Consider the following 23,671-nt stretch of genomic DNA (forward strand, 5'->3'; position numbering starts at 1 on the left):
AGCTCCTTTTGATCAAGTTGGCATTCAAAAATGAAAAGGCCCCGCTGTGCAATACAGCGAGGCCTATAATCTACATACCGCAACCCGGTTCAGACCTGACGCACGGCTCCTTTCGCCGCGCTGGTTGTCAGCTTGGCATAGGCCTTCAGTGCGGTCGACACCTTACGCTTGCGCGGCTCGGCTGGCACCCAGCCCTTTTCGTCCTGCTCTTCGCGCCGTGCTGAAAGTTCCTCGTCAGACACGGCCAGATGGATGCTGCGGTTGGGGATGTCGATCTCGATCTTGTCGCCCGGGCGCACCAGTCCGATCTCACCGCCCTCGGCGGCTTCGGGTGAAACGTGGCCAATCGAAAGGCCCGATGTACCGCCCGAGAACCGACCATCAGTCAGCAGGGCGCAGGCTTTGCCCAGACCTTTGGATTTCAGATACGAGGTCGGATACAGCATTTCCTGCATCCCCGGACCGCCGCGCGGGCCTTCATAGCGGATCACCACGACGTCGCCCGCTTCGACTTTGCCGGTCAGAATGTCATTGACCGCCTGATCCTGACTTTCGCAGACATAGGCCGATCCGGTGAAGGTCAGGCTGGCGGGATCAACGCCTGCAGTTTTCACGATACAGCCGTCCCGAGCGATATTGCCAAACAGAACCGCCAGACCGCCATCCTGGCTGAAGGCATGCTCTTTCGACCGGATTACACCGCCTTCGCGGTCGATATCCAGTTCCTTGTACCGGTTCGATTGGCTGAAGGCTTGGGTGGTGCGCACGCCCCCCGGGGCGGCCTTGAACAGCTCTTGCGCCTTGGGGTTGTTGGCGACCTTGATGTCCCAATTCGCGATTGCCTCACCCATCGTGGCGGAATGCACGGTGGCGCAATCTTCGTGCAGCAGCCCCGCTCGGCCAAGCTCGCCCAGGATCGAGAAGATACCCCCGGCGCGGTGAACGTCTTCCATGTGTACGTTTTCAGTGTTTGGTGCCACCTTGCACAGGCAGGGGACTTTGCGGCTAAGGCGGTCCATGTCGGACATGGTGAAATGCACCTCGCCTTCATGCGCGATGGCCAGCAGGTGAAGTACCGTGTTGGTCGATCCGCCCATGGCAATGTCGAGGCTCATGGCGTTTTCAAACGCCTCAAAGGTTGCGATTTCGCGCGGCAGGAAGCCTTTTTCGTTCAGATCATAATGGCGTTTTGTGATCTCGACGATGCGGCGACCGGCTTCAAGGAACAGATCTTTTCGATCAGCGTGGGTGGCCAGGGTCGAGCCATTGCCCGGCAGCGCCAGACCCAGCGCTTCGGCCAGGCAGTTCATCGAGTTGGCGGTGAACATGCCCGAGCATGACCCGCAGGTGGGGCAGGCATTTTCTTCGATATGCTGCACCTGTTCGTCAGTGTATTTGTCATCAGCGGCGGCAACCATCGCGTCGACGAGGTCGATCTTTTTGACGTCCAGATCAGCGATGTCGATCTTGCCCGCTTCCATCGGACCGCCCGAGACGAAGATGGCCGGGATGTTCAGGCGCATAGCGGCCATCAGCATGCCGGGGGTGATCTTGTCACAGTTCGAGATGCAGACCATCGCATCGGCGCAGTGCGCGTTGACCATATATTCGACCGAATCCGCGATCACTTCGCGCGAGGGCAGCGAATACAGCATTCCGTCATGGCCCATGGCGATGCCGTCATCCACCGCAATGGTGTTGAACTCCTTGGCGACGCCGCCTGCGGCCTCAACCTCACGCGCGACCATCTGGCCCAAGTCCTTCAGGTGAACGTGGCCGGGAACGAACTGGGTGAACGAGTTGACGATGGCGATGATCGGTTTGCCGAAATCGTCATCCTGCATACCAGTTGCGCGCCACAGGCCGCGGGCACCGGCCATGTTGCGGCCATGGGTGGAGGTTCTGGATCGGTACATTGGCATGATGCTGTTTCCCTTTTGCCCCGGTTGCGATATGCGGGATGTGTGCGTTATAGCGCACGTACCACATGTGCGCTATAACGCACAAGAGGATTCGAAAGACGATCAGATGGCACCGGATGATATTACACTGAAACTGCGGGATGTGCGGGCGGCCTCGGGGCTGAGTCTGTCGAAGGTGGCTGAGATGACCGGCGTTAGCAAAGCCATGCTGGGCCAGATCGAGCGTGGCGAATCCAGCCCGACCATCGCGACGCTGTGGAAGATTGCCAAAGGGTTTCAACTGCCCCTCAGTGCATTGATCGGCACGGCGGCACTGCGCGATACGACAACGCCTGACGTGTTTCGCACGGTGACCTTTCCAGGCAGCATCGAAGTTAAGATCGTCTTTCCCTTTGACCCCGCCCTGCGGGCCGAGACATTTCATGTGGAACTTGCGCCGAACCAAAGCCACGAATCCGCCGCCCACGCGACTGGCGTGACGGAAGAGGTCTTTGTCCTGAACGGCGCGCTTGAGATTTTGCGTGATGGGAAGTGGGTGGCGCTTGAGGCGGGACAGGGCCTGCGATTTGCGGCGGACCTGCCGCATGGCTATCGCGCCGGTGATCAAGGGGCTGTTTTTTTGAACATGCACCATTATGCACAATTGGATGCGCTGCCCGCGATCGGCTGAACCTGACCCCACATAGTAAAAGGCAAGATATGGGCGCTTTTCTGGAAACTCTAACACTGGCGGACGCGATTGGCTCAATGGGTGCTTTGGTCGTGGTGGCTGCGTATTTCGCCACTCAGATGCGGATGATGAATTCGGACGATCTGGCATTTCCGGTGCTGAACCTCGCCGGGTCGACCCTGATCGTCTATTCGCTGCTTCAGAATTTCAATCTGGCGTCGATGTTGATCGAATCCTTCTGGATTCTGATCAGTATGATCGGGATCGTTCAGTTTTTCCGTCTCAGGCGCGCGCGTTAGGCGGGCTAGGCCCCATCCAGTCTTGAACCCGAATGCGTGCGCGTATAGGGAAAACTCAAGCTCGCTTAGGGGAGGCTTTGATGCAGGACGATCCGAAAACACTCGTTTCCACCGAATGGCTTGCCGCCCATATCAAGGATCCTGATTTACGGATTCTGGACGGATCGTGGTATCTGCCGCAACAGGGGCGGGATGCTAAGGCGGAATATGACGCCGCCCATATTCCCGGCGCGCGGTTCTTCGATATCGATGATATTTCCGATCAGCGTTCGGACTTGCCGCATATGGCACCACCGGTCGAAAAATTCATGTCGCGCTTGCGGGCGATGGGTGTGGGGGATGGACATCAAGTCGTGGTCTATGACGGTGCCGGGTTGATGTCTGCGGCGCGGGTCTGGTGGCTGTTTCGGCTGATGGGTCAGGAAAACATCGCTGTTTTAGATGGCGGCTTGCCGAAATGGCAGGCCGAGGGCCGAGAAATCGAAGACCTGCCACCGATCATTCGGGATCGCCACATGACCGTACGAGTGCAAAACCATTTGGTACGGGATGTGACGCAGGTTTCTGCCGCCGCCAAACTCGCCGATCATGAGATTATCGATGCCCGGTCCGCCGCCCGCTTTGCTGGGACTGCGGCTGAGCCGCGCGAAGGTTTGCGGTCGGGGCATATTCCGGGGTCGCGCAACGTGCCTTTTGACCTGTTGCTGAACAAGAACGGCACGATGAAATCGCCCGACGATTGCCGCGCTGTGTTCGAAGCCGCAGGTGTGGACCTGTCAAAGCCCGCGATCACATCCTGCGGGTCGGGCGTGACCGCCGCCATCCTCAGCCTGGCGTTGGAACGCTTGGGCAAGAAAGATCATTCGCTTTATGACGGCTCCTGGGCTGAATGGGGTGCCTTCCCGACCCTGCCCGTCGCAACCGGAGAGAACTGATGTTCGAGAACCTCAAGCCGCAACCTGCCGACAAAATTCTGGCGTTGGTGCAGATGTACCGCGAAGACCCACGCGATCAAAAAATCGATCTGGGCGTCGGCGTCTACAAGAATGCCGAAGGCGTGACCCCGGTGATGCGCGCGGTGAAGGCCGCCGAAAAGCGCATTCTGGAAGAGCAGGAAAGCAAAGCCTATACCGGTCTGGCCGGTGACCCGGCTTATGCGGATGCGATGATCGGCCTGATCCTGGGCACGTCTGTGCCACGCGGTAACATCGCTGCCGTGGCCACCCCGGGCGGCACCGGAGCCTGCCGTCAGGCGTTCGAATTGATCCGCATGGCCAACCCATCGGCGCGCGTTTTCGTGTCGAACCCGACATGGCCGAACCACCTGTCGATTCTGAACTATCTGGGAATGGAGATGGTCCCCTATCGCTATTTCGACGGCGATACCCGAGGCGTCGATTTCGATGGCATGATCGAGGATCTCAAGACGGCCAAGGCGGGTGACGTGGTGCTGTTGCATGGCTGCTGCCACAACCCGACCGGCGCCAACCTGAACATGGTGCAGTGGCAAGAGGTCGTGAACCTGATCAACGAACGTGGTCTGGTAGCGATGATCGACATTGCCTATCAGGGCTTTGGCGACGGTCTGGAGGCGGACGCGCAGGCGGCCCGTCTGGTAGCCTCGTCGGTCAAGCGCTGCCTGATCGCGGCGTCGTGCTCGAAGAATTTCGGCATCTACCGCGAACGTACCGGCCTGTTGATGGCGATCAGTGATGATGCGGCGCAGACAGACTTGAATCAGGCTACGCTGGCCTTCCTGAACCGCCAGAACTATTCCTTCCCGCCCGATCACGGTGCACGCGTGGTGACCACCATCTTGAATGACGACGCCCTGCGCGCCGATTGGGCTGCCGAGCTCGAAGATGTTCGCCTGTCCATGCTGGGCCTGCGCCAGCAACTGTCGGATGAGTTGCAGCGGCTGAGCGGCTCGGACCGCTTTGGTTTCATTGCTCAGCACCGCGGTATGTTCTCGCGCCTGGGTGCGGCTCCGGAACTGGTCGAGAAACTGCGCGACGATCACGGTATCTACATGGTCGGCGACAGCCGTCTGAACATCGCCGGTCTGAATGCAACGACGGTGCCAATTCTGGCCAAGGCGATTGTCGACGTCGGGGTTTGAAATTCGCCAGCTTTAGTCAAAGAAAACCCGGGCGCTAACGCCCGGGTTTTTTGTTTCGCGAGCGTTTAACCCTTAGCCTTTAGAGAACTCGGGATACGCTTCCATACCCAGTTCTGCCATGTCGAGGCCGTTGATCTCGTCCTCTTCGCTTACGCGGATGCCGACGGTGGCTTTCAGGATCATCCACAGGATCAGGGCTCCGACAAAGGTGAAGACACCGTAGGCAATGATGCCTGTCAGCTGCGTGATCAGGTTGGCCTCACCGTAGAAGATGACGGCGATGGTGCCCCAGATACCGCAGAACAGGTGAACCGGGATGGCACCGACCACGTCGTCGATCTTGAACTTGTCCAGCATCGGAACCGCGAAGACCACGATGATACCGCCCACGGCACCGATCCACAGGGCGCCGAACAGGGTCGGGGCCAGAGGCTCGGCCGTGATCGACACCAAACCGGCCAGTGCGCCGTTCAGCACCATGGTCAGGTCCGGCTTTTTGTACAGAAGCTGGGTCATGATCAGCGCTGCGACAGCACCCGAAGCAGCGGCCATGTTGGTGTTGGCAAAGATGCGCGACACGTCGGATACGTCCCCAACGGTGCCCATCGCCAGTTGCGAACCACCGTTGAAGCCGAACCAGCCCAGCCACAGGATGAACGTTCCCAAGGTTGCCAGCGCCAGGTTCGAGCCCGGGATCGGGTGGACCTTGCCGTCTTTGTTGTACTTGCCGATGCGCGGACCCAGGATGATGGCCCCGGCCAGAGCCGCCCAGCCACCGACCGAATGCACCACGGTCGAGCCAGCGAAGTCCGAGAATCCGGCTTCGGACAACCAGCCGCCGCCCCACTGCCACGAGCCTGTGATCGGGTACATGATACCGGTTAGCACCACAACGAAGGCCAGGAAGGGCCACAGCTTGATACGTTCGGCCACGGCACCCGAGACGATCGACGCGGTTGCGGCAACGAAGACCAGTTGGAAGAAGAAATCCGAACCGATTGAGGCATAATCCAGAGCCGCTGCATCGGCGCCGACGCCAACGGGATCAAGCACGGTGGTTGAGAAGAACGGACCCAGCCAGCCGGAGATGGACCAGCCATCGCCCGGATACATCAGGTTGAAGCCGATCAGCCAGTACATGATCGCGGCAATCGAAAATAACGCCACATTCTTGATCATCTGCATGGCCACGTTCTTGGAACGCACCAGCCCGCCTTCCAGCATGGCAAAGCCAGCAGCCATGAAGAAAACGAGGAAGCCGCCCATCAGGAACAGCAGAGTGGTAAAGATATACTGGGTGTGCAGCGCGGCCTCGCCTTCGACGGCAGCCTCTTGCGCCAGACCCATCTGCGGCAGCGCGACAATCGCGGCGGCAGGGATGAGAGATTTCATCAGGTTCATAGTCAGTCCTCGAATTTTTGGAATGGAGGGCACTTAAAGCGCCTCTTCGTTCATTTCCCCGGTCCGCACGCGCAGGGCCTGCTCAACATCGAGGACGAAAATCTTGCCGTCGCCGATCTTGCCGGTTCGGGCGGTTTTGGTGATGGTTTCGACGATCTGGTCGGCCATCGTGGCAGGCACCACAATCTCCAACTTGATTTTGGGCACGAAATTCACTGCGTATTCAGCGCCGCGATAGATTTCTGTGTGACCAGATTGAGAGCCAAAGCCCTTGATCTCGGTCACCATCATGCCTTGCAGGCCTGCGTCGGTCAGTGCCTCGCGCACCTCTTCAAGCTTGAACGGCTTGATTGTCGCAATAATCAGTTTCACGTTGGTCCCCTCTACGGTCCGGTCTGTTTGCACCTGCAGAAAAAAGAGCGTGCCTGACCGCAGTAAGGAACGGGTAAGGAGGGACGACGCCGTGTGAATGCGTGGGGAAGTGCACAATTTTTGCACAAAAAGTGACAATTGAGTAATAAATAGGCACGCTATAGAGGGTGATTGCCGGAATTTCAGACCTCTACTTCACCGGCGTGGCATTGTATTGTGCCTCAAAACGATAACCGGGCAGAGTTTGAGCATGACTGAGTCCAGGCGCCGAAAGGCACCGCTTGTCGCGGATAAAAGGTACCCGTCGAAAGGGCGCAAGCCCGCGGCGACCAAGCGCACCGCGAAACCCGCGGGCAAGAAGGCGGCCGCGCGCAAAACGACGACGCGCAAGACCACGCGTAAGAAAGCGCGCCGGAAATCCGGTGGCGGTGGTGGGGGTATTTCCCGCCGTTTCTTCCGGTGGGTCTGGCGGTTGATCTGGGGCATAACCTGGCGCGTCGGCGCGGTGGTTGCGATGCTGTTGGCGCTGGCTGTTGGAGTTGTCTACACCACGCTGCCAGATGTGAATGAACTGCTGGACGGTCGGGCGCGGGGGTCGGTCACGCTGTTGGACCGCAACGGCAAGGTCTTTGCCTGGCGCGGGGATCAGTTCGGCGGGGTGATCACGGCGGGCACTGTTTCACCGCACCTCAAAAACGCTGTCGTCGCCACCGAGGATAAGCGGTTCTATCGCCATTTCGGCGTCAGCCCCCGAGGTGTGGCCAGTGCTGTGCGCATCAACTTGAGCGAAGGGCGCGGGCCGCTGTCAGGCCATGGCGGATCAACCATCACGCAGCAGACCGCCAAGCTGCTCTGCTTGGGCGTGCCGTATGTGCCCAGCGAATGGGAGTCCGAGGCTGCGTATGAATCCGATTGCCGTCAGGGGTCGCTGTGGCGCAAGGCCAAGGAAGCGGTCTATGCGATTGCGATGGAGGTCAAGTATTCCAAGGATGAGATTCTGACCATCTATCTCAACCGCGCGTTCCTTGGTGCCGGTGCCCGCGGGTTCGAGGCCGCAAGTCAGCGCTATTTCGGTATCTCTGCAGCCGAGGTGAACCCGGCGCAGGCGGCGATGCTGGCCGGTCTGCTGGTGGCCCCCACGCGTTATGCGCCCACGAACAACTTGCAACGCTCGCAGGATCGGGGGCGTTTGGTGCTGGGGCTGATGGAGGCGCAGGGCTATCTGACAACCGCGCAAGCCAGCAGTGCCCGCAGCAACCCGGCGCAATTGTCCGAGGCCGCAGCGGCACGGGCAGGTGGGTATTTCGCCGATTGGGTCATCACCGAACTGCCCAGCTATTTTGGCGCCGACACTACGGATGATGTGGTGATCAAGACGACCCTGGACCAGCGCTTGCAGAAATCGGCAGAAGAAGCGCTGAAATACATCTTTCAGGAGAAAGTTCGCGAAGGGTCCAAGGCGCAGGCCGCAATTGTGGTGATGTCGGCAGACGGCGCCGTACGCGCCATGGTCGGCGGGCGCCAAACGCGGGTCTCGGGTGCGTTCAATCGTGCCACGCAGGCATTGCGCCAGACCGGATCGTCCTTCAAGCCGTTTGTCTATGCCACTGCTTTGGAGCTGGGCTATTCACCGCTGGATACGGTTGTGGATGAGCCCTATTGCGTCAACATTCCAGGGTCCGGTCAGTGGTGTCCCAAGAACTATACCCACAAGTTCTATGGTCGGGTCACGCTGGCAGATGCACTGAAGAATTCACTTAACATCCCGGCAGTGAAAGTGGCCGAAGTTGCCGGTCTGGACAATGTCCGCACGGTCGCCAGTGAGTTCGGTATCGACAGCGATCTGGCGCAGGGGCCGGCCTTGGCGCTGGGCGCGTCGGAAAGCACGCTGATCGAGATGACCGGTGCCTATGCCGGTATCCTCAATGGCGGCTCGGCCGTGGAACCCTATGGCCTGTCAGAGTTGAAGCTGCTGGAGGATGATACGCCGGTGATGGTGACCAGCTCGGGCATTGGTGAGCGGGTGATCAACGACAAGGCCGCCAAGCAGCTGACCTGGATGATGCAGCGTGTGGTGTCCGAGGGGACCGGCGCACGGGCGCAACTGCCGGGCTGGCAGGTGGCCGGTAAGACAGGCACGACGCAGGCGGCGCGGGATGCGTGGTTTATCGGATTTACAGCGGATTACGTGGCCGGTGTCTGGATGGGTTATGACGACAACACACCCCTGTCCGGCGTGACCGGGGGTGGGCTGCCCGCAGAGATCTGGAAAGAAACCATGCTGCGCGTGACCGAAGGTATGACACCCACACCGCTGCCGATGCTGGCCCCGGATCCACCTAAACAGGTGGCACAGCCGCAGCGACAACGCCGCAGGCAGGGTGGGTTTGAAAATGCCATCAACAATCTGCTGAACAATATCTTCGGCAACTGATGCACCAATAAAAAAGGCGGTGCGCGTGGCACCGCCTTTTATTTGTCTGATGTGAAAGCGGATCAGAGGCAGCTGTCCAGCGCCGCCAGAATCGCGTCACCCATTTCGGTGGTCGAGACTGGTTGAACGCCCTCATCGGCCAGCAAGTCACCGGTGCGGACACCGTCTGCCAGAACCTTCTCGATCGCGGCCTCCAGTCGATCCGCCTCTTCACCCTGATCAAAGCTATAGCGCAGCGCCATGGCGAAGCTGAGGATACAGGCGATCGGGTTGGCTTTGCCCTGACCCGTGATATCGGGGGCCGAGCCGTGAACCGGTTCGTACATCGCCTTAGGGCGGCCATTGGCCATCGGTGCGCCCAAGGACGCCGACGGCAGCATGCCCAGCGAGCCAGTCAGCATCGCGGCACAATCCGACAGGATATCGCCGAACAGGTTGTCGGTCAGGATCACGTCAAATTGTTTGGGTGCGCGCACCAGCTGCATAGCGCCGTTGTCGGCATACATGTGCGACAGCTCGACCTCGGGGTATTCCTTGGCCACACGGTCCACGACCTCGCGCCACAGGATGCCCGATTCCATCACGTTGGCCTTCTCCATCGAGCAGACCTTTTTGTTCCGGCGCATCGCCAGTTCAAAGGCCGAGCGCGCGGCGCGTTCGATTTCGGATTCGGTATAGCGCTGGGTGTTGATGCCAACGCGCTCATTGCCTTCTTCGAAGATTCCGCGGGGTTCGCCGAAATAGACGCCCGAGGTCAGCTCGCGCACGATCATGATATCAAGACCGGCGACGATGTCTTTTTTCAGCGACGAGAAATCGGCCAGCGCGTCAAAGCACTGTGCAGGGCGCAGGTTAGAATACAGGTCCATTTCCTTGCGCAGACGCAGCAACCCGCGTTCGGGCTTGAGGCTGAAATCCAGATCGTCGTATTTCGGACCACCAACAGCACCCAGCAGAACGGCGTCAACTTCCTGCGCCTTGGCCATGGTCTCGTCCGACAGTGGCTTGCCGTGCGCGTCATAGGCCGCACCGCCCACCAGATCCTCGCTCACGTCAAAGTGAAGGCCGCGCTTTTCGCCGAACCAATCGATTACTCTGCGCACTTCGGCCATGACTTCGGGGCCAATTCCGTCTCCGGGCAGGATGAGGAGCGAGGGGTTGGACATGAAGGATCTCCTTGCGTTTCGTCGCAAAGGCCCTAGCGTCTGCGCCGCATCGGGTCAATGAGACGATCCGGCCAATTCACGAGGAAAACACATGTTGATACCGGGAAACCCCGTTCCTGAGCTGAAAATTGAAACCATAAGCCATGGACGTTTCGATTTGGATACGGGCAAGGGCGAAAATGGCACGTTGGTGATTCAGTATCGCGGCCTGCACTGTCCGATCTGTATCAAGCAGATGGCCGAGGTCGAAGCGGCGTTGGATGAATTTGCCGAGCTTGGTATCGAAGTGATCATGATCACCACAGACACGGCCGAGCGCGCCGCGGAAACGGCCGAGAAAGCCGGTGTTTCGCGGCTGCGTGTGGGGCACAGCCTGCCAATGGCTGCGGCGCGGGATGATTGGGGGCTGAGCATCTCAACCGCGCGCGAAGGCAGCGCCGAACCTGACCTGTTCGCCGAACCAGGTCATTTCTTCATCGCCCCGAATCGAATGCTTTATTATGCGTGGCAACAGACCACGCCCTTTGCCCGACCTGCCATGTCCGACATTGTTGGCGGTCTGAAATTCACTCTGGGCAACAACTACCCGCCGCGCGGCACCTATACCGGCGCGCTTTAAAGGCTGGCCTTCAACCCGTCCGCCAGCAAATCCCAGACCCTGCGAATGCGCGGGGTCTGACGCATGGCCTGCGGTGCGGCCAGCCAGACTGGCAATGTCTGAACATCAACATCCAGCGGTATTATTTCGACATCCGGATCAGCCTTTGCCACTTCGATCTGGGTAAAGCCGATTCCGCATCCCGCACGGACCAGTTGCCAATAGGCGCTTTGCAGGTCACAGCGAGTGGCGAAGCTGTCCCTGCTGGCGGGCCACCCTCGCGCGCGCATCTTAGTGATGATCTGTTCATTGGCGTCAAAGCCTACCAGATCGTGGTCGAACAGTTCTTCGGGGCGTGTTGGCCGCCCGGCGCGATCCAGATAAGTGCGGGCCGCGCAAAAACACAGATGCACATCCCCAAGATAGCGCGAGATCAGGTCCATCTGTTCCGGGCGATACATGCGCACGGCAATGTCGGCCTCGCGATACAGTAGGTTTTCGATCGTGTCCGTTGCCACCAGTTCCAGTTGAATGGCCGGCTCCTGCGCCCTGATCTGTGCCAGAATTGGTGGCAGCAAGTGATGCGACGCGAAGACCGAAGCGGTGATGCGCACCGTCCCCTCCAGTTGCTGTGCCTGACCCGCCGCCGTCAGGCTGAATGACGTCATCGCCGAATGCATCTGTTGCGCCATCGGCAGCAGTTGCGCGCCAACATCGCTGAGCTTTAGGCCGCGGGCATGCCGGTCGAACAAGGACACGCCCAGCTCATCCTCAAGCGCGTGTATTTGGCGGCCCAGCGTAGGTTGGCTTCGGTCCAGCTGTCGCGCTGCTGCCGAAAGCGAGCCGGTCTGAGCCACGGCCAGAAAGCTTTGGATCAAAGACCAGTCGGCATGAGTAAGAGATTTGTCCATTCAGAAATGAATACACGTTCCGATCCTGGCGGCAATAACAGAAGTGAAATGAATGGATCAGTGCGAAAGCTGCTTGGGCGCAGCAATGTCGACCCAGACCAACCGGTGTCTGCTGGCCTGTTCGGCGGCGATGCGCAGAGGCGTGCCCGGTTTGGGCCAGAACACCCCCGCTGCGGTAACTTGCAGGTCGGCCGAGGGCAGCACGTAATCCACCCGCATTTCACCCACCGCCTTCCAGACTACAGTAGTCTGGGACTCCAATGGTTGATCTGTGTGTGGGTCCTGCAAGCGCGGATCGGCCAGCAGCGCCTGTATTGCCTCTTTCCGCCCATCGCCGCGTGTCGGGTCCAGGTTGGCATCTCCGACGATCACGAAGGGGCCTTGGGGCCTATGCCCCAATTTTCCGTCCAGAACTGCGGACCAAAGGCGGATTTCGTCGCGGTTGCGCAACCCGTTGCGGTCCTCGGGGCCGTCAAACACAGGTGGGGCGGCGTGAAATGTCATCAGATCCAGCGCACCGGTCGGTGTGTCCACAGGTACGATCCAATGGGCCACGGCAGACAGGCGCTGAATGCGCTGGGCCTGTTCCGATGGGAAGGGGCCGTCTTCTGTCACCGGCAGTTGCGCGCCCGGCAGATCGCGCCACAGCAGACCCGTAAACTGCTGCACAGTGTCGGTGCGGATAGGGTGCCGTGACAGCACCGCAAGCCCACCCTGACCGGTGAAACGACCCCAGCCCTGCGCGTCTGCCGGGCCATGGGTGCGCCCGTCTCCGTTCAGATCCAAAGCGGTCTCAAGCCCTGCATTGGGCTGGGCGGCGAAGTGATGGGGATAGTCCAGTCCAGCGGTCCGCAACAGATCGACCAAAGCAGTCAAAGCCTGCCCGTCCATATCCCAGTCGATGCCTTGCAAGCTGACGATATCTGGTCGGGCGGCGACCAGAACGTCGACCACCGCCTGTACCTGTGGATCGCCGCGCCGGATATCGCGCAGCAACAGACCAGGCCCGTCGCGGTTAAGTTCAGTGTTGAAGGTGGCAATGCGCAGCGTTTCTGCCTGTGCCATTACCGGCAACAGCAACAGAAGAAGAATGCGGATCATGCGGCCTGTGTGGACTCAGCCGTGGAATAGGCGCGGCGCTTTTCAACGATCAGATTGGCGATGCGCAATGTCGCCATGCCGCGCATGATCATTGAGGCGGGCAGGAAGGCCCAGGCGCTCATGGTCCAGATCATGGTCTGAGGATTGCTCAGCGAGATCGGGTTGGCATAGTCAGTCAGCAATTTGATCAGCGCTGGAATCAGGAATGGCAGCAGCACCCCGATCGAGATATTCAGGCGCCCGTCCCGTTGCAGGCGGGTGACGACGTCCCCGCCCTTGGTCGGGTCAAACAGAGGCAGGTTGGTCCAGACGTTGAACGCACCGTTGCCGGTAGGCCAGCCGCGCATCTTCACCGCATAGGCAAAGCTGGCAATGGTCACTAGCGCGGCAACATAAGCCACACTGGCTGAGATACGCACCAATTCGATCAGCGGCGCGTTGGCATCGGCGGGCAGCACCAGCACAACCAGCCGAACCGGCGAATAAGGGAAATCGACAACATTGGCGATGCCCAGCCCCAACGCATAGAAAAGCCCGGTCAGATCGCTGGGCGCATAGGCGTTTTTGCAGATCAGCGTCAGGAAAGTGATCATCGACATCAACCCGACAAAACGCAGGCGGTTCACAGGTGGTGCGTCGCGGAATTCGATAAAGCTGGGAAAGGCCGAGTTATATTCAGCAAACGTCAGAAAGAATGCGAGAATGGCGAGAAAGACGACAATCTCGGTGCCATTCGTTGACGATACGGGCAAGTACAACGCGGGGGTTAGCACCATCAGTGCAACCATTATTCCCCGAATTGCCGCCCCAGTTGTGCGCGCAATCACTATCCGAACCCTTTCCAAACCGGAGTAGCCGATTCTGTGCCGACTTACGTTCCAACTTGTGCCCGCCGCGTAATTATTTGACGGATGCCTCTGTCTCGCCAACATTGACGATAAGCGACATTTCGCTCAAGCCAGGGTGCAGAAAACACGTACTTTCGGGCAAAATGATGGCGCAACTGGTGCGGGATTGCATCATTTTCGACGCAAATCCGACGTGTATCTCAATTTGATACCTACATCTTGTGGTTTTCGAGCTTTTAACCCCAAGAATGCGAATGGGGCCGCCGAAGCGACCCCATTAGGTTGAGTGTCCACAGATTCATCCACAGAATCACACCCAGGGGCGGGCCTGGCCTGCGTGATCCTCGAATTTGTCGATGTGATGGTCTTTTTCCATCGTGAGGCCAATATCGTCCAAACCGTTCAGCAGGCAGTGTTTGCGGTGTGGGTCGACGTCAAACTCGATCACGACGCCATCCGATGTTGTGATCTGCTGATCTTCCAGATGCACGGTCATGCGGGCGTTCTGACCCTTATGGGCATCTTCCATCAGCAGCGCGTGATGTTCTTCTTCGACCACGATCGGCAGAATGCCGTTCTTGAAGCAGTTGTTGTAGAAGATGTCGGCAAAGCTGGTCGAGATCACCACCTTGATGCCGAAATCCTTGATTGCCCAGGGCGCGTGCTCGCGGGACGAGCCGCAGCCGAAATTGTCGCCTGCCACCAGAATCTCGGTTTCACGATAGGCGGGTTGGTTCAGGACGAATTCTTCGTTCTCCTGCCCGTCATCGTGATAGCGCATCTCATCAAACAGCACGACGCCAAGGCCGGACCGTTTAATGGTTTTCAGATGCACTTTCGGAATGATCATATCGGTGTCGATATTGATCAGTGGCATTGGGGCAGCCACCCCGTGGACTTTGTCAAACTTTTCCATGTTCACACTCCTGCGGGAGAAGGCTGCGCCCGTGCCCCGCGTTTAAGCCTGTTTCGCTTCTATTGTTTCGTCTTTGGGTGCGTTCTTGATGAAGAGCGCCATGAAGACCAATCCGAACCCGTTGAACAGCATCTCAATGCCCAGGAAGATCCCCAGAATGCTCAGCAGAGCCTGGGGTTCCTTGCCCACATACGTCCAGATGATAGCGGCGAGGACGATCGACAAGATGCCCGAGATCATCGTGGGCCAGAAAAACTGCGTTCCTTTCATTTGGAACGACAGAATGACCCGCGCGATGCCGCCTGCCATAAACAGAACCAGCATCACCGTCGCCAAGGTCAAGGTCCCCTGCAGCGGGTGATCCAGGAAAGACCAGCCCAGAAACAGCATCACCACACCCATGATGAGAGACAGGATCTTGTTGCCGGTGCCTTCGACGGTGAACCCGCCGACAACCTGCAACGCGCCTGCAATCAGCAGCAACACCCCGGTCACCACCGTCACCGCAACTGAAGCTGCAATCGCATTGCCCAGCGCAAAGACGCCAAATGCTATCGACAGCAGCCCCAGCAGGAACCATTTGATCCAGTCACTCATGTGTTCAATCCCTCAAATATCTAGATATGAGGGGACCTTACATCAACTCACGGACGTCTGTCAGCCGTCCTGTGATTGCCGCTGCGGCAGCCATTGCCGGGCTCAGCAGGTGGGTGCGTCCGCCCCGGCCCTGACGACCTTCGAAGTTGCGGTTCGAGGTCGCGGCACAGCGTTCCCCCGGTGCCAGCTGGTCCGGGTTCATCGCCAGACACATCGAACACCCGGCCAGACGCCATTCAAAGCCTGCAGCTTTGAAGATATCCGCCAGACCCTCTTCTTCGGCCTGCGCGCGCACCAGGCCCGAGCCGGGAACGATCATGGCCCGCAGACCATCTTTGATCTTTTTGCCCTTCAGAATTTCGGCGGCAGCGCGCAGGTCTTCGATCCGGCCATTGGTGCAGGACCCGATAAAGACGGTGTCAATTTCCACATCGCTCAGCTTTTGGCCGGCTTCCAGGCCCATATATTCGATCGAGCGGCGGGCCGCCTCGACCTTGCCGCCTTCGAAATCCTCGGGGTTCGGCACGGTCGCGGTGATCGGCAACACGTCTTCGGGGCTGGTGCCCCATGTAACAACCGGCGCAATGTCCTCTCCGCGCAGGGTTACGATTTTGTCGAAATGCGCGCCTTCATCAGTGTAGAGCGTCTTCCACCAGTCCATCGCAGCTTCCCACTGCGCACCTTTAGGTGCGTGCGGGCGACCTTTGACATATTCAAACGTCGTCTCGTCCGGCGCAATCAGGCCCGCCCGGGCGCCACCTTCGATGGCCATGTTGCAGACAGTCATGCGACCTTCCATCGACAGATCACGGATCGCTTCGCCACAATACTCGATGACATAGCCGGTGCCGCCAGCCGTACCGGTCTCACCAATCACGGCCAGAGTGATGTCCTTGGCGGTCACGCCTGGCTGCAATTTGCCGGTGATCTCGACCTTCATGTTCTTGGATTTCTTCTGGATCAGAGTCTGTGTGGCCAGAACATGCTCGACCTCAGACGTGCCGATACCGTGGGCCAGCGCGCCAAACGCGCCATGGGTGGCAGTGTGGCTGTCGCCGCAGACAACGGTCATGCCGGGCAGGGTCCAGCCCTGTTCCGGGCCGACGATATGCACGATGCCCTGACGGACGTCATGCACTGGGTAATAGTGAATGCCGAAATCCTTGGCGTTCTTGTCCAACGCTTCGACCTGAATGCGCGATTCCGGGTTTTCGATCCCGTTCACGCGGTCCGGTGTAGTCGGAACGTTATGATCCGGCACGGCGATGGTTTTTTCCGGGGCGCGCACCTTGCGGCCCGCCATGCGCAGGCCTTCGAACGCCTGCGGGCTGGTCACTTCGTGGACCAGGTGGCGGTCGATATACAGCAGGCAGGTGCCATCATCGGCTTCGTGCGCGACATGGGCATCCCAGATTTTGTCATAGAGTGTTTTGGGGGACATTGGTCCTCTCCCGTATTTAAATGAGAAATAGCTGGCGAGTGGCTGGACGCGCCTTATAGGCGGGCCAGAACCGTGCGGGCGGCCCCAAAGAACCGTTCACGCAGGCGCGTGCGGTCTTGCAACGTCGGTGCAGGGGCCAGATTGAGTCTCATGCGCACCAGATATATCGGGCTTTGCTGTCAATCAAGGTTCAATCCGGTGTCAGACTTGCATCATTGTGCAACGCTGTCCAAGCTGGAACCATGAATCAGGACCTGATCCCCAGCTCGCTGTCGGACCTTTATGAAAACATGGTCGCGGGCTTTTCCGTGCAATTCGAAAACCTTGTCGAACTGATTGTCACCCCCGGTTGGCGACAGCACCAGTTGGTCATCATTGTTGTTCTTTGGGGGTTGGCCCTCCTTTTGAAATTGGCAACGCAAGGCCGGTGGGAGGCCTGGGCCCGGTCCCGCTCGGGCTGGCCAAAATGGCGGCTGCGTACATTGGTACAGTTAATGCAGCGCCTGACGCTGGTTTATTTCGTGGTGATGTCCTGGGCGTTGTATCTGTTGATGCAGCAAGTCACCTGGCCGTCGCGCAGTTACATTATCGGTGTGTTTGCGACTTTGGCCTTGGCATGGCTGGCCATTGCCCTGGTGGCGCGGCTGGTGCGCAACCGGACCCTACGGCGGATATTCAAATGGGCCATGTGGGTCTATGCAACACTGATTGCGCTGAATCTGACCGATGACGTGGCCGATTTTCTGGACGGCGTAGCGATTTCCATCGGCGATCTGCACATCTCGGCGCTGGGGATCATCAAGGCGGTTCTGCTGATCGGTATTTTGCTGACGCTGGCCCGTATTGGCACCCGCGCGGCTGAGCGGGGGCTGATGAACAATGACGACATCACCCCATCCATGCAGGTGTTGTTGGCCAAGGGCATTCAGGTGCTGCTGTATGGCGCTGTCTTTCTGGCAGCCATCCGCACGCTTGGGTTTGACCTGACCGGTATTGCGCTGCTGTCCGGTGCGATTGGTGTGGGGATCGGGTTCGGACTGCAAAAGGTGGTGTCCAACCTGATATCCGGGATCATCATCCTGATGGACCGGTCAATCAAGCCGGGCGACGTGATCTCTTTGGGCGACACGTTCGGCTGGATCAATGCGCTGGGCGCGCGTTATGTATCGGTCGTGACGAGGGACGGGCGGGAATACCTGATTCCGAACGAGGATCTGATCACCAATCAGGTGGTGAACTGGTCGCATTCCGACAAATTCGTGCGATTGGACCTGGAGTTCGGCACCAGCTATGACGACGACCCGCATAATGTCCGTGCAACGGCCATCGGTGCGGTCAAATCCGTGACGCGCGTGTTAAGTGGCGGTAAGCACGAGCCGGTCTGCCACATCACCGGGTTTGGTGACAGCAGCGTGGATTACGTCCTGCGGTTCTGGATTAGTGACCCGACCAAGGGCCTGACCAATATCCGCGGCAATGTCTATCTGGCCCTGTGGGATGCGTTTAAATCCAATGGTATTTCCATCCCTTTCCCACAGCGCGAGGTTCGGTTGTTGTCCGGCGCAGCCACGCAACAGGTCGCCAAAGAGTGATCCCCTGTGCGCCCCGCATAGCGGCGTTTCATTGAAATGTTGCATTCCCCTTGTTACCTTATTAGTACCCCGGCGCCGGGGTTTTACGGCGCGCAGCAAAGGAGGACTATGTTCTGTCTCTACATACCCAGGCGGGTTTGCCCGCCGATGACCGGGCCAATGTAATGGCTCACTCTCAGTCAATCAGCGACAAGCTGCTTGAACGTATCCTTTCCTCACTTTCCGATGACAAGGCCGAAGATGTCGTGCAGATCAACCTGCAAGGCAAGTCCTCGGTTGCGGATCACATGGTGATTGCCTCGGGTCGGTCGACCCGTCAGGTCTCGGCCATGGCAGAAAAGTTGACGGATCGAATCAAGCAGGAATTCGGATTCACCTCGAAGGTCGAAGGCAAGGATGCCGGCGACTGGGTGTTGATCGATACGGGCGACGTGATCGTCCATATCTTCCGCCCCGAAGTGCGTGAATTCTATCAGCTGGAAAAGATGTGGCTGCCCCAGGGCGGCAGCGCCTCGGCGAACTGAGGCGCCATCCCGGTCTGCATTAACAGGCCGGCGGCGAGAGAAATATGCGTATAAGCATTTGTGCGGTCGGGCGATTGCGTGCCGGACCGGAGAAGACCCTGCTTGACGATTACCTGACCCGATTTGACCGGACCGGCCGCGCACTAGGCCTTGGTCCTGCACGTGTGATCGAGGTTGAGGACAAGAAAAACGCAGGCATGGGGGCCGAAGGTGCGCTGCTGCGCAAGGCACTGCCCAAGGGGGCTGTGATCTGCACCCTGGACGAACGCGGGCGGGTGATGTCCTCGCCGGATTTTGCCAAGAAACTGGGCGGATGGCGCGATGCCGGGCGTCAGGATTTGGCGCTGATCATTGGCGGGGCGGACGGAATAGACCCTAATCTGCGGGACGAGGCCGATTTTTCCATCTCATTCGGGTCAATGGTCTGGCCCCATATGCTGGTCCGTGTGATGCTGGCCGAGCAACTGTACCGGGCTGCAACCATCCTGTCGGGCGGCCCTTACCACCGGGTCTGACATGGCGCAGCTATTGATCGTCTACCATTCACGCACCGGCGGCGCCCGGCAAATGGCCGAAGCCGCGGCTGAGGCCGCGCAGGATGAGGCCGAAACCATCCTGAAACCCGCCGACCAGGCCGGACCGGACGATCTCCTTCGCGCCGATGGTTACCTGTTCTGCGCGCCCGAGAATCTGGCCGCGATTTCGGGTTTGATGAAAGAGTTTTTCGACCGCAGCTATTATCCCGTACTGGGCAAGATCGAAGGCCGTCCCTATGCCCAGATGGTGTGCGCTGGGTCCGATGGCGAGAACGCCGCGCGCCAAATCGCCCGGATCGCAACTGGCTGGCGGTTGAAAGAGGTGCAACCGCCACTGATCATCTGCACCCATGCGCAAACGCCCGAGGCGATTTTGGCGGAAAAGACTGTTCCAGACGACCAACTGGACCAATGTCGCGAGATCGGTGCTGCTTTGGCTGCGGGTCTGACCCTGGGCGTGTTCTGAGCCTCAGTTCAGATCAACGACCGTAGTGTCTTCGTTCCAACCATCAACATTGCAGCGTGCCTGAATCTGAACCTGTGTGGCACCTTCGGGAATGGCCACACCGCTTAGCGACCGGGTAAAGGGCTGCTCATTCTCATGTGGATGGTGCAACACGCGCATGCCCAGCTCGTTGCCGTCCATATCCAGCACGCGCCAGCCATCGGCGTAGTGATCCCAGCCGGTATCGGGATGGCGGATCGTCACGTCGAATCGCCATATATCGCCGCTCTGACGGGCTGAGACATTCTCGATCACCGACGGATCGGCAAGGGCAGGGCTGGCCAGAAAGGCGCTGAGAATCAGGTATCGCATGCGCTGACAATAGGGTGTGCGACGCACCCGCGTCATCACGAACCTGTGTTGGGTGGCAGGTCCATCAGGATCGATCGTGAATGCGAGGCAAATTCCCGCCGGTATAACACGCCAAAGGTGACGGTGGTGCCGATGATCAGGGCAACCGGCCCCAATATCCATGTCACCGAGGCCAGCGCAAAATAGGTCGCCCGAAGGGCACGGTTAAAGCTGCGTGCGGCGGTGACGCAGATCTCGGCGGCTTGCGCGGCGCGGGGGTAGGCCTGCGGGTCTTCGGGGTCATTGGGCACGGCGGCCATCAGCACCCCGCAATAGCCGAACAGGCGGTGCGCCCAGACATATTTCAGAAACGCGTTGGACAGAAATGCCAGTACAATCAAAATCTTGATCTCCCAGACCAGCGCCGGGGCGCTGCCTATGGCCAGATCCTGCGCCACCCCGGCCAGACGTTCGGTATTGCCCAGCAAGGCCAGCCCGCCGCCAATGGCAATCATCGTGGTCGAGGCGAAAAACGTGCTGCCCTGCCGCATGGTGCCAACCATCTGCGCATCAAACATGCGCGGTTGGCGCGTTACCATCTCGTGCATCCAGTTGCGGCGAAAATCATCCATCATCATCGTGACGGAGTTTTTGCGCGGTGAAGGGTTGTCGATCCGCCAGCCGATCCACTGCCAGGCACAAAACAGCAGCAAAATGGCCGCATAGTCGAGTGGTGAAAACACCAGGGCGCGTTCAATCCAGGTCATGGTCGCGACACTACGCGCGGCCAAGAGAACTTGCCAGATGTAGAAATTGGTAATATTAATTTACCAAACCGGAGGGCTCGCCATGGACATGCCAACGCCAAACCCAGATATTCTGCGCCGCAGGGACGCCGTTTTGCAGCAATTGCTGGAGGTTTTGCCCCAAGATGCCGTGATCCATGATGCTGCTGAAACCCTCGCGTATGAATGCGATGCGCTGACGGCGTATAAATGTCCTCCGATGCTGGCGGTGCTGCCGGCGACCACGCAACAGGTCTCGGACGTGCTGCGCATCTGCCATGCCGAAGGCGTGCCGGTTGTGCCGCGCGGTTCGGGCACGTCTCTGGCGGGCGGGGCATTGCCGACGGCGGATTGCGTCATTCTGGGCATCGCCCGCATGAACGAGGTGTTGGAGACCGATTATGACAATCGCTATATCCGCGTTCAGACCGGCCGCACCAATCTGAGCGTGACCGGGGCCGTTGAGGAAGAGGATTTCTTTTACGCCCCCGATCCTTCGTCACAACTGGCCTGCGCCATCGCGGGCAATGTAGCGATGAATTCCGGCGGGGCGCATTGCCTGAAATACGGAGTGACGACCAACAACTTGCTGGGCGTGACCATGGTTTTGATGGACGGCAGTGTGGTTGAAATCGGCGGCGCGCATCTGGATGCAGGTGGATTGGACCTGCTGGGGGTGATTTGCGGCTCGGAAGGGCAATTGGGTGTCGTGACCGAAGCAACGCTTCGCATACTGCGCAAACCCGAGGGCGCCCGGCCGGTTTTGATTGGTTTCGACGACAACGAAGTCGCCGGGCATTGTGTCTCGGATATTATTAAATCGGGCATTCTGCCCGTCGCGATCGAGTTTATGGACACGCTGTGCATCAGGGCTTGTGAGAATTTTGCCAAAGCAGGCTATCCCGATTGCACGGCGCTGCTGATCATCGAGGTCGAAGGGTCCGAGGCTGAGATCGACTATCAGCTGTCGAAGATCGTCGAGATTGCCAAACGCCATAACCCGGTGGAAATTCGCGAAAGCCAATCGTCTGAGGAAAGCGCCAAGATTTGGCTGGGCCGGAAATCGGCCTTTGGGGCCATGGGGCAGATGAACGACTATATGTGTCTGGACGGTACGATCCCGGTCTCGTCCCTGCCCGAAGTGTTGCGCCGGATCGGCGAGATGAGCCAAGACTACGGCCTGCCCGTCGGTAATGTGTTTCATGCGGGTGATGGTAACATGCACCCTCTGATCCTGTTCGACGCCAACAAACCCGGTGATCTTGAGAAATGCGAGGCGTTTGGCGCCGACATTCTGCGGCTATGCGTCGATGTAGGCGGCTGCCTGACGGGTGAACACGGGGTAGGCGTGGAAAAGAGGGATTTGATGACACATCAATACGCGCCGCAAGACCTGGAAGCACAGATGTCGATCAAGGATGTGTTTGATCCGAAATGGTTGCTGAACCCCGCCAAAGTGTTCCCTCTGGACGCGTCAGCATCCCGGCGCGATGTGCGTCTGGCTGCGGAATAATAGGCTCTAACACAAAAGATATGCGATGAAACCCAAGACGGAAACCGAACTGGCCGAGATGGTGGCCGGACTGAGCCATCCGGTGCGTATTGCCGGTGGTGGCACCCGTGGTATTGGCGGGCCAAACGCAACCATTCACACCGTGGGCTTAAGCGGCATAAACCTGTATGAACCCGGCGCTCTGACCCTTGTGGCGCAGGCCGGTACACCCTTGGCCGAAATTGAGGCCGCTCTGGAAGCAGAAGGCCAGCAATTGCCGTTTGAGCCTATGGATCATCGTGGTCTGCTGGGCACGGGCGGAGAGCCCACCATCGGCGGTGTCGTGGCGGCCAATATCTCGGGCCCACGGCGTATTCAAGCCGGGGCCTGCCGGGATTTCCTGCTGGGTGTGCGGTATGTCGATGGCAATGGGCAGGTGATCAAGAACGGTGGCCGGGTGATGAAAAACGTCACCGGATACGATGTGGTCAAACTGATGGCAGGGTCCTGGGGCACGTTGGGGATATTAACCGAAGTGTCGCTGAAAGTGCTGCCAAAGCCCGAATCCACCGCGACCTTGGCTGTACAGGTCGCGGATGCTGAAGACGCAGTGCAAGCCATGTCCGCAGCGCTGAAATCTCCATTTGAGGTCAACGGGGCCGCGTATGACCCTCAAGATGGGCGCACCTATTTGCGGATCGAGGGGTTTTCCGATTCGGTGTCCTATCGCTTTGGCCAGCTGAGATCAGTATTGACCAGATTTGGTGAGGTCACAGAAATCCCGGATTCTGCGGACCTGTGGCAAGGTCTGCGTGATGTTAAGCCGTTTCAGGGTCTAGACGGCGACGTCTGGCGGATTTCGGTCAAGCCAAGCGACGCGCCCGAAGTTTCGAGGAGTCTGGCGGCGGACCAGCTTTTGTTCGATTGGGGCGGGGGTTTGATCTGGGCGCGGGTCTCACAAGGAACCGATCTGCGCGCACGTTTGGGTGCATTTGACGGCCACGCAACACTGGTACGGGCTGGAGCAGATACAATAGAAACTTTGGGTCAATTTCAGCCTGAACCTGTCGAAGTTAAGGCTCTAACACAGGGATTAAGACAGCGTTTTGATCCATGCGGCCTCTTCAATCCGGGCCTGATGGGATAAATTG

The 23,671-nt window shown here is 59.0% G+C and carries 25 protein-coding genes; 12 read left to right on the forward strand and 13 right to left on the reverse strand.

What is annotated here, in order from left to right; genetic code table 11:
- Positions 1-89: 89 nt before the first annotated feature.
- A complete protein-coding gene (ilvD, locus tag ACR0AJ_RS18550) occupies positions 90-1,922 on the reverse strand; it encodes a dihydroxy-acid dehydratase (RefSeq protein WP_170379356.1) in 1,833 nt (610 codons plus the stop codon).
- Between the two features lie 106 nt (positions 1,923-2,028).
- Between ilvD and ACR0AJ_RS18555 the strand changes: the two genes are divergently transcribed.
- From ACR0AJ_RS18555 to ACR0AJ_RS18570, 4 genes are all read left to right on the forward strand, one after another.
- A complete protein-coding gene (locus ACR0AJ_RS18555; protein WP_170351940.1) occupies positions 2,029-2,592 on the forward strand; it encodes a helix-turn-helix domain-containing protein in 564 nt (187 codons plus the stop codon).
- Positions 2,593-2,621: 29 nt separating this feature from the next.
- Entirely contained in the window at positions 2,622-2,891 is a 270-nt protein-coding gene (locus tag ACR0AJ_RS18560; RefSeq protein ID WP_480741567.1) for a CBU_0592 family membrane protein, read from the forward strand.
- 80 nt (positions 2,892-2,971) lie between these two features.
- Positions 2,972-3,826: a 3-mercaptopyruvate sulfurtransferase gene (gene sseA, locus ACR0AJ_RS18565; RefSeq protein ID WP_170552268.1), complete on the forward strand. Its 855-nt coding sequence runs from the start codon at positions 2,972-2,974 to the stop codon at positions 3,824-3,826.
- Positions 3,826-5,010, forward strand: coding sequence for an amino acid aminotransferase (locus ACR0AJ_RS18570; protein ID WP_480741569.1), 1,185 nt, complete (start codon positions 3,826-3,828; stop codon positions 5,008-5,010). The genes sseA and ACR0AJ_RS18570 overlap by 1 nt, the downstream gene beginning before the upstream one ends.
- Before the next feature lie 72 nt (positions 5,011-5,082).
- Here ACR0AJ_RS18570 and ACR0AJ_RS18575 read toward each other — a convergent pair whose 3' ends face one another.
- Positions 5,083-6,411, reverse strand: coding sequence for an ammonium transporter (locus ACR0AJ_RS18575; protein WP_480741571.1), 1,329 nt, complete (start codon positions 6,409-6,411; stop codon positions 5,083-5,085).
- A gap of 33 nt (positions 6,412-6,444) precedes the next feature.
- On the reverse strand, positions 6,445-6,783 hold the full coding sequence (locus tag ACR0AJ_RS18580; RefSeq protein ID WP_170351849.1) for a P-II family nitrogen regulator: 339 nt from the start codon (positions 6,781-6,783) through the stop codon (positions 6,445-6,447).
- A 250-nt stretch (positions 6,784-7,033) separates the two neighbouring features.
- Between ACR0AJ_RS18580 and ACR0AJ_RS18585 the strand changes: the two genes are divergently transcribed.
- Positions 7,034-9,217: a transglycosylase domain-containing protein gene (locus ACR0AJ_RS18585; protein ID WP_480741573.1), complete on the forward strand. Its 2,184-nt coding sequence runs from the start codon at positions 7,034-7,036 to the stop codon at positions 9,215-9,217.
- Positions 9,218-9,279: 62 nt separating this feature from the next.
- Here the strand turns inward: ACR0AJ_RS18585 and leuB are convergent, their stop codons facing one another.
- On the reverse strand, positions 9,280-10,383 hold the full coding sequence (gene leuB / locus ACR0AJ_RS18590; RefSeq protein ID WP_480741575.1) for a 3-isopropylmalate dehydrogenase: 1,104 nt from the start codon (positions 10,381-10,383) through the stop codon (positions 9,280-9,282).
- 91 nt (positions 10,384-10,474) lie between these two features.
- On the opposite strand from leuB, the gene ACR0AJ_RS18595 reads away from it, so the two are divergent.
- A complete protein-coding gene (locus ACR0AJ_RS18595; protein WP_480638552.1) occupies positions 10,475-11,002 on the forward strand; it encodes a redoxin domain-containing protein in 528 nt (175 codons plus the stop codon).
- Here ACR0AJ_RS18595 and ACR0AJ_RS18600 read toward each other — a convergent pair.
- From ACR0AJ_RS18600 to ACR0AJ_RS18630, 7 genes are all read right to left on the reverse strand, one after another.
- Complete coding sequence (locus ACR0AJ_RS18600) at positions 10,999-11,892, reverse strand: LysR family transcriptional regulator (protein WP_170351853.1); 894 nt, start codon at positions 11,890-11,892, stop codon at positions 10,999-11,001. The two genes, ACR0AJ_RS18595 and ACR0AJ_RS18600, sit on opposite strands and share 4 nt — an antisense overlap.
- Positions 11,893-11,949: 57 nt before the next feature.
- Positions 11,950-12,993 carry an endonuclease/exonuclease/phosphatase family protein gene (locus tag ACR0AJ_RS18605; protein WP_480649146.1) on the reverse strand — a complete coding sequence of 348 codons (1,044 nt, stop codon included), beginning with the start codon at positions 12,991-12,993 and terminating at the stop codon, positions 11,950-11,952.
- Positions 12,990-13,820, reverse strand: coding sequence for a hypothetical protein (locus ACR0AJ_RS18610; RefSeq protein WP_170361854.1), 831 nt, complete (start codon positions 13,818-13,820; stop codon positions 12,990-12,992). The genes ACR0AJ_RS18605 and ACR0AJ_RS18610 overlap by 4 nt, the downstream gene beginning before the upstream one ends.
- 331 nt (positions 13,821-14,151) lie before the next feature.
- The gene (gene leuD, locus ACR0AJ_RS18615; protein WP_170351856.1) at positions 14,152-14,757 is read right to left on the reverse strand and encodes a 3-isopropylmalate dehydratase small subunit; all 606 of its coding nucleotides are present in this window, start codon (positions 14,755-14,757) and stop codon (positions 14,152-14,154) included.
- Positions 14,758-14,799: 42 nt separating this feature from the next.
- Complete coding sequence (locus ACR0AJ_RS18620; protein WP_170351857.1) at positions 14,800-15,354, reverse strand: HdeD family acid-resistance protein; 555 nt, start codon at positions 15,352-15,354, stop codon at positions 14,800-14,802.
- Positions 15,355-15,391: 37 nt separating this feature from the next.
- A complete protein-coding gene (leuC, locus tag ACR0AJ_RS18625; RefSeq protein ID WP_170518428.1) occupies positions 15,392-16,795 on the reverse strand; it encodes a 3-isopropylmalate dehydratase large subunit in 1,404 nt (467 codons plus the stop codon).
- A 53-nt stretch (positions 16,796-16,848) separates the two neighbouring features.
- Positions 16,849-16,947, reverse strand: a complete 99-nt coding sequence (locus ACR0AJ_RS18630) for an isopropylmalate isomerase (RefSeq protein WP_170351859.1) — start codon at positions 16,945-16,947, stop codon at positions 16,849-16,851.
- 90 nt (positions 16,948-17,037) lie between these two features.
- Between ACR0AJ_RS18630 and ACR0AJ_RS18635 the strand changes: the two genes are divergently transcribed.
- From ACR0AJ_RS18635 to ACR0AJ_RS18650, 4 genes are all read left to right on the forward strand, one after another.
- Positions 17,038-18,387 (forward strand): mechanosensitive ion channel family protein, encoded by a 1,350-nt coding sequence (locus ACR0AJ_RS18635; RefSeq protein ID WP_480663474.1) that lies wholly within the window; start codon positions 17,038-17,040, stop codon positions 18,385-18,387.
- A 164-nt stretch (positions 18,388-18,551) separates the two neighbouring features.
- On the forward strand, positions 18,552-18,911 hold the full coding sequence (rsfS, locus tag ACR0AJ_RS18640) for a ribosome silencing factor (protein WP_058276550.1): 360 nt from the start codon (positions 18,552-18,554) through the stop codon (positions 18,909-18,911).
- A 44-nt stretch (positions 18,912-18,955) separates the two neighbouring features.
- Entirely contained in the window at positions 18,956-19,426 is a 471-nt protein-coding gene (rlmH, locus tag ACR0AJ_RS18645) for a 23S rRNA (pseudouridine(1915)-N(3))-methyltransferase RlmH (RefSeq protein WP_480741578.1), read from the forward strand.
- Between the two features lies 1 nt (position 19,427).
- Positions 19,428-19,913, forward strand: coding sequence for a flavodoxin family protein (locus tag ACR0AJ_RS18650; RefSeq protein ID WP_170351862.1), 486 nt, complete (start codon positions 19,428-19,430; stop codon positions 19,911-19,913).
- A gap of 3 nt (positions 19,914-19,916) precedes the next feature.
- On the opposite strand, the gene ACR0AJ_RS18655 is transcribed toward ACR0AJ_RS18650, so the two are convergent.
- Positions 19,917-20,264, reverse strand: coding sequence for a hypothetical protein (locus ACR0AJ_RS18655; RefSeq protein WP_480741625.1), 348 nt, complete (start codon positions 20,262-20,264; stop codon positions 19,917-19,919).
- Positions 20,265-20,299: 35 nt separating this feature from the next.
- Entirely contained in the window at positions 20,300-21,010 is a 711-nt protein-coding gene (locus tag ACR0AJ_RS18660) for a DUF599 domain-containing protein (protein ID WP_170379329.1), read from the reverse strand.
- Between the two features lie 82 nt (positions 21,011-21,092).
- Between ACR0AJ_RS18660 and ACR0AJ_RS18665 the strand changes: the two genes are divergently transcribed.
- Together ACR0AJ_RS18665 and ACR0AJ_RS18670 are read left to right on the forward strand one after the other, a co-directional pair.
- Positions 21,093-22,541, forward strand: a complete 1,449-nt coding sequence (locus tag ACR0AJ_RS18665) for an FAD-linked oxidase C-terminal domain-containing protein (RefSeq protein WP_480741580.1) — start codon at positions 21,093-21,095, stop codon at positions 22,539-22,541.
- A gap of 25 nt (positions 22,542-22,566) precedes the next feature.
- Positions 22,567-23,667, forward strand: coding sequence for an FAD-binding protein (locus ACR0AJ_RS18670; protein WP_480741582.1), 1,101 nt, complete (start codon positions 22,567-22,569; stop codon positions 23,665-23,667).
- Positions 23,668-23,671 lie beyond the last annotated feature (4 nt).

The sequence above is a fragment of the Ruegeria sp. CJ9 genome (genome assembly GCF_056536625.1).

Coding starts and splice junctions, on each gene's coding strand:
- ilvD (WP_170379356.1), bottom strand. CDS start 1,922: ATGCCAATGTACCGATCCAGAACCTCCACCCATGGCCGCAACATGGCC.
- ACR0AJ_RS18555 (WP_170351940.1), top strand. CDS start 2,029: ATGGCACCGGATGATATTACACTGAAACTGCGGGATGTGCGGGCGGCC.
- ACR0AJ_RS18560 (WP_480741567.1), top strand. CDS start 2,622: ATGGGCGCTTTTCTGGAAACTCTAACACTGGCGGACGCGATTGGCTCA.
- sseA (WP_170552268.1), top strand. CDS start 2,972: ATGCAGGACGATCCGAAAACACTCGTTTCCACCGAATGGCTTGCCGCC.
- ACR0AJ_RS18570 (WP_480741569.1), top strand. CDS start 3,826: ATGTTCGAGAACCTCAAGCCGCAACCTGCCGACAAAATTCTGGCGTTG.
- ACR0AJ_RS18575 (WP_480741571.1), bottom strand. CDS start 6,411: ATGAACCTGATGAAATCTCTCATCCCTGCCGCCGCGATTGTCGCGCTG.
- ACR0AJ_RS18585 (WP_480741573.1), top strand. CDS start 7,034: ATGACTGAGTCCAGGCGCCGAAAGGCACCGCTTGTCGCGGATAAAAGG.
- leuB (WP_480741575.1), bottom strand. CDS start 10,383: ATGTCCAACCCCTCGCTCCTCATCCTGCCCGGAGACGGAATTGGCCCC.
- ACR0AJ_RS18595 (WP_480638552.1), top strand. CDS start 10,475: ATGTTGATACCGGGAAACCCCGTTCCTGAGCTGAAAATTGAAACCATA.
- ACR0AJ_RS18600 (WP_170351853.1), bottom strand. CDS start 11,892: ATGGACAAATCTCTTACTCATGCCGACTGGTCTTTGATCCAAAGCTTT.
- ACR0AJ_RS18605 (WP_480649146.1), bottom strand. CDS start 12,993: ATGATCCGCATTCTTCTTCTGTTGCTGTTGCCGGTAATGGCACAGGCA.
- leuD (WP_170351856.1), bottom strand. CDS start 14,757: ATGGAAAAGTTTGACAAAGTCCACGGGGTGGCTGCCCCAATGCCACTG.
- ACR0AJ_RS18620 (WP_170351857.1), bottom strand. CDS start 15,354: ATGAGTGACTGGATCAAATGGTTCCTGCTGGGGCTGCTGTCGATAGCA.
- leuC (WP_170518428.1), bottom strand. CDS start 16,795: ATGTCCCCCAAAACACTCTATGACAAAATCTGGGATGCCCATGTCGCG.
- ACR0AJ_RS18630 (WP_170351859.1), bottom strand. CDS start 16,947: ATGAGACTCAATCTGGCCCCTGCACCGACGTTGCAAGACCGCACGCGC.
- ACR0AJ_RS18635 (WP_480663474.1), top strand. CDS start 17,038: ATGAATCAGGACCTGATCCCCAGCTCGCTGTCGGACCTTTATGAAAAC.
- rsfS (WP_058276550.1), top strand. CDS start 18,552: ATGGCTCACTCTCAGTCAATCAGCGACAAGCTGCTTGAACGTATCCTT.
- rlmH (WP_480741578.1), top strand. CDS start 18,956: ATGCGTATAAGCATTTGTGCGGTCGGGCGATTGCGTGCCGGACCGGAG.
- ACR0AJ_RS18650 (WP_170351862.1), top strand. CDS start 19,428: ATGGCGCAGCTATTGATCGTCTACCATTCACGCACCGGCGGCGCCCGG.
- ACR0AJ_RS18655 (WP_480741625.1), bottom strand. CDS start 20,264: ATGCGATACCTGATTCTCAGCGCCTTTCTGGCCAGCCCTGCCCTTGCC.
- ACR0AJ_RS18660 (WP_170379329.1), bottom strand. CDS start 21,010: ATGACCTGGATTGAACGCGCCCTGGTGTTTTCACCACTCGACTATGCG.
- ACR0AJ_RS18665 (WP_480741580.1), top strand. CDS start 21,093: ATGGACATGCCAACGCCAAACCCAGATATTCTGCGCCGCAGGGACGCC.
- ACR0AJ_RS18670 (WP_480741582.1), top strand. CDS start 22,567: ATGAAACCCAAGACGGAAACCGAACTGGCCGAGATGGTGGCCGGACTG.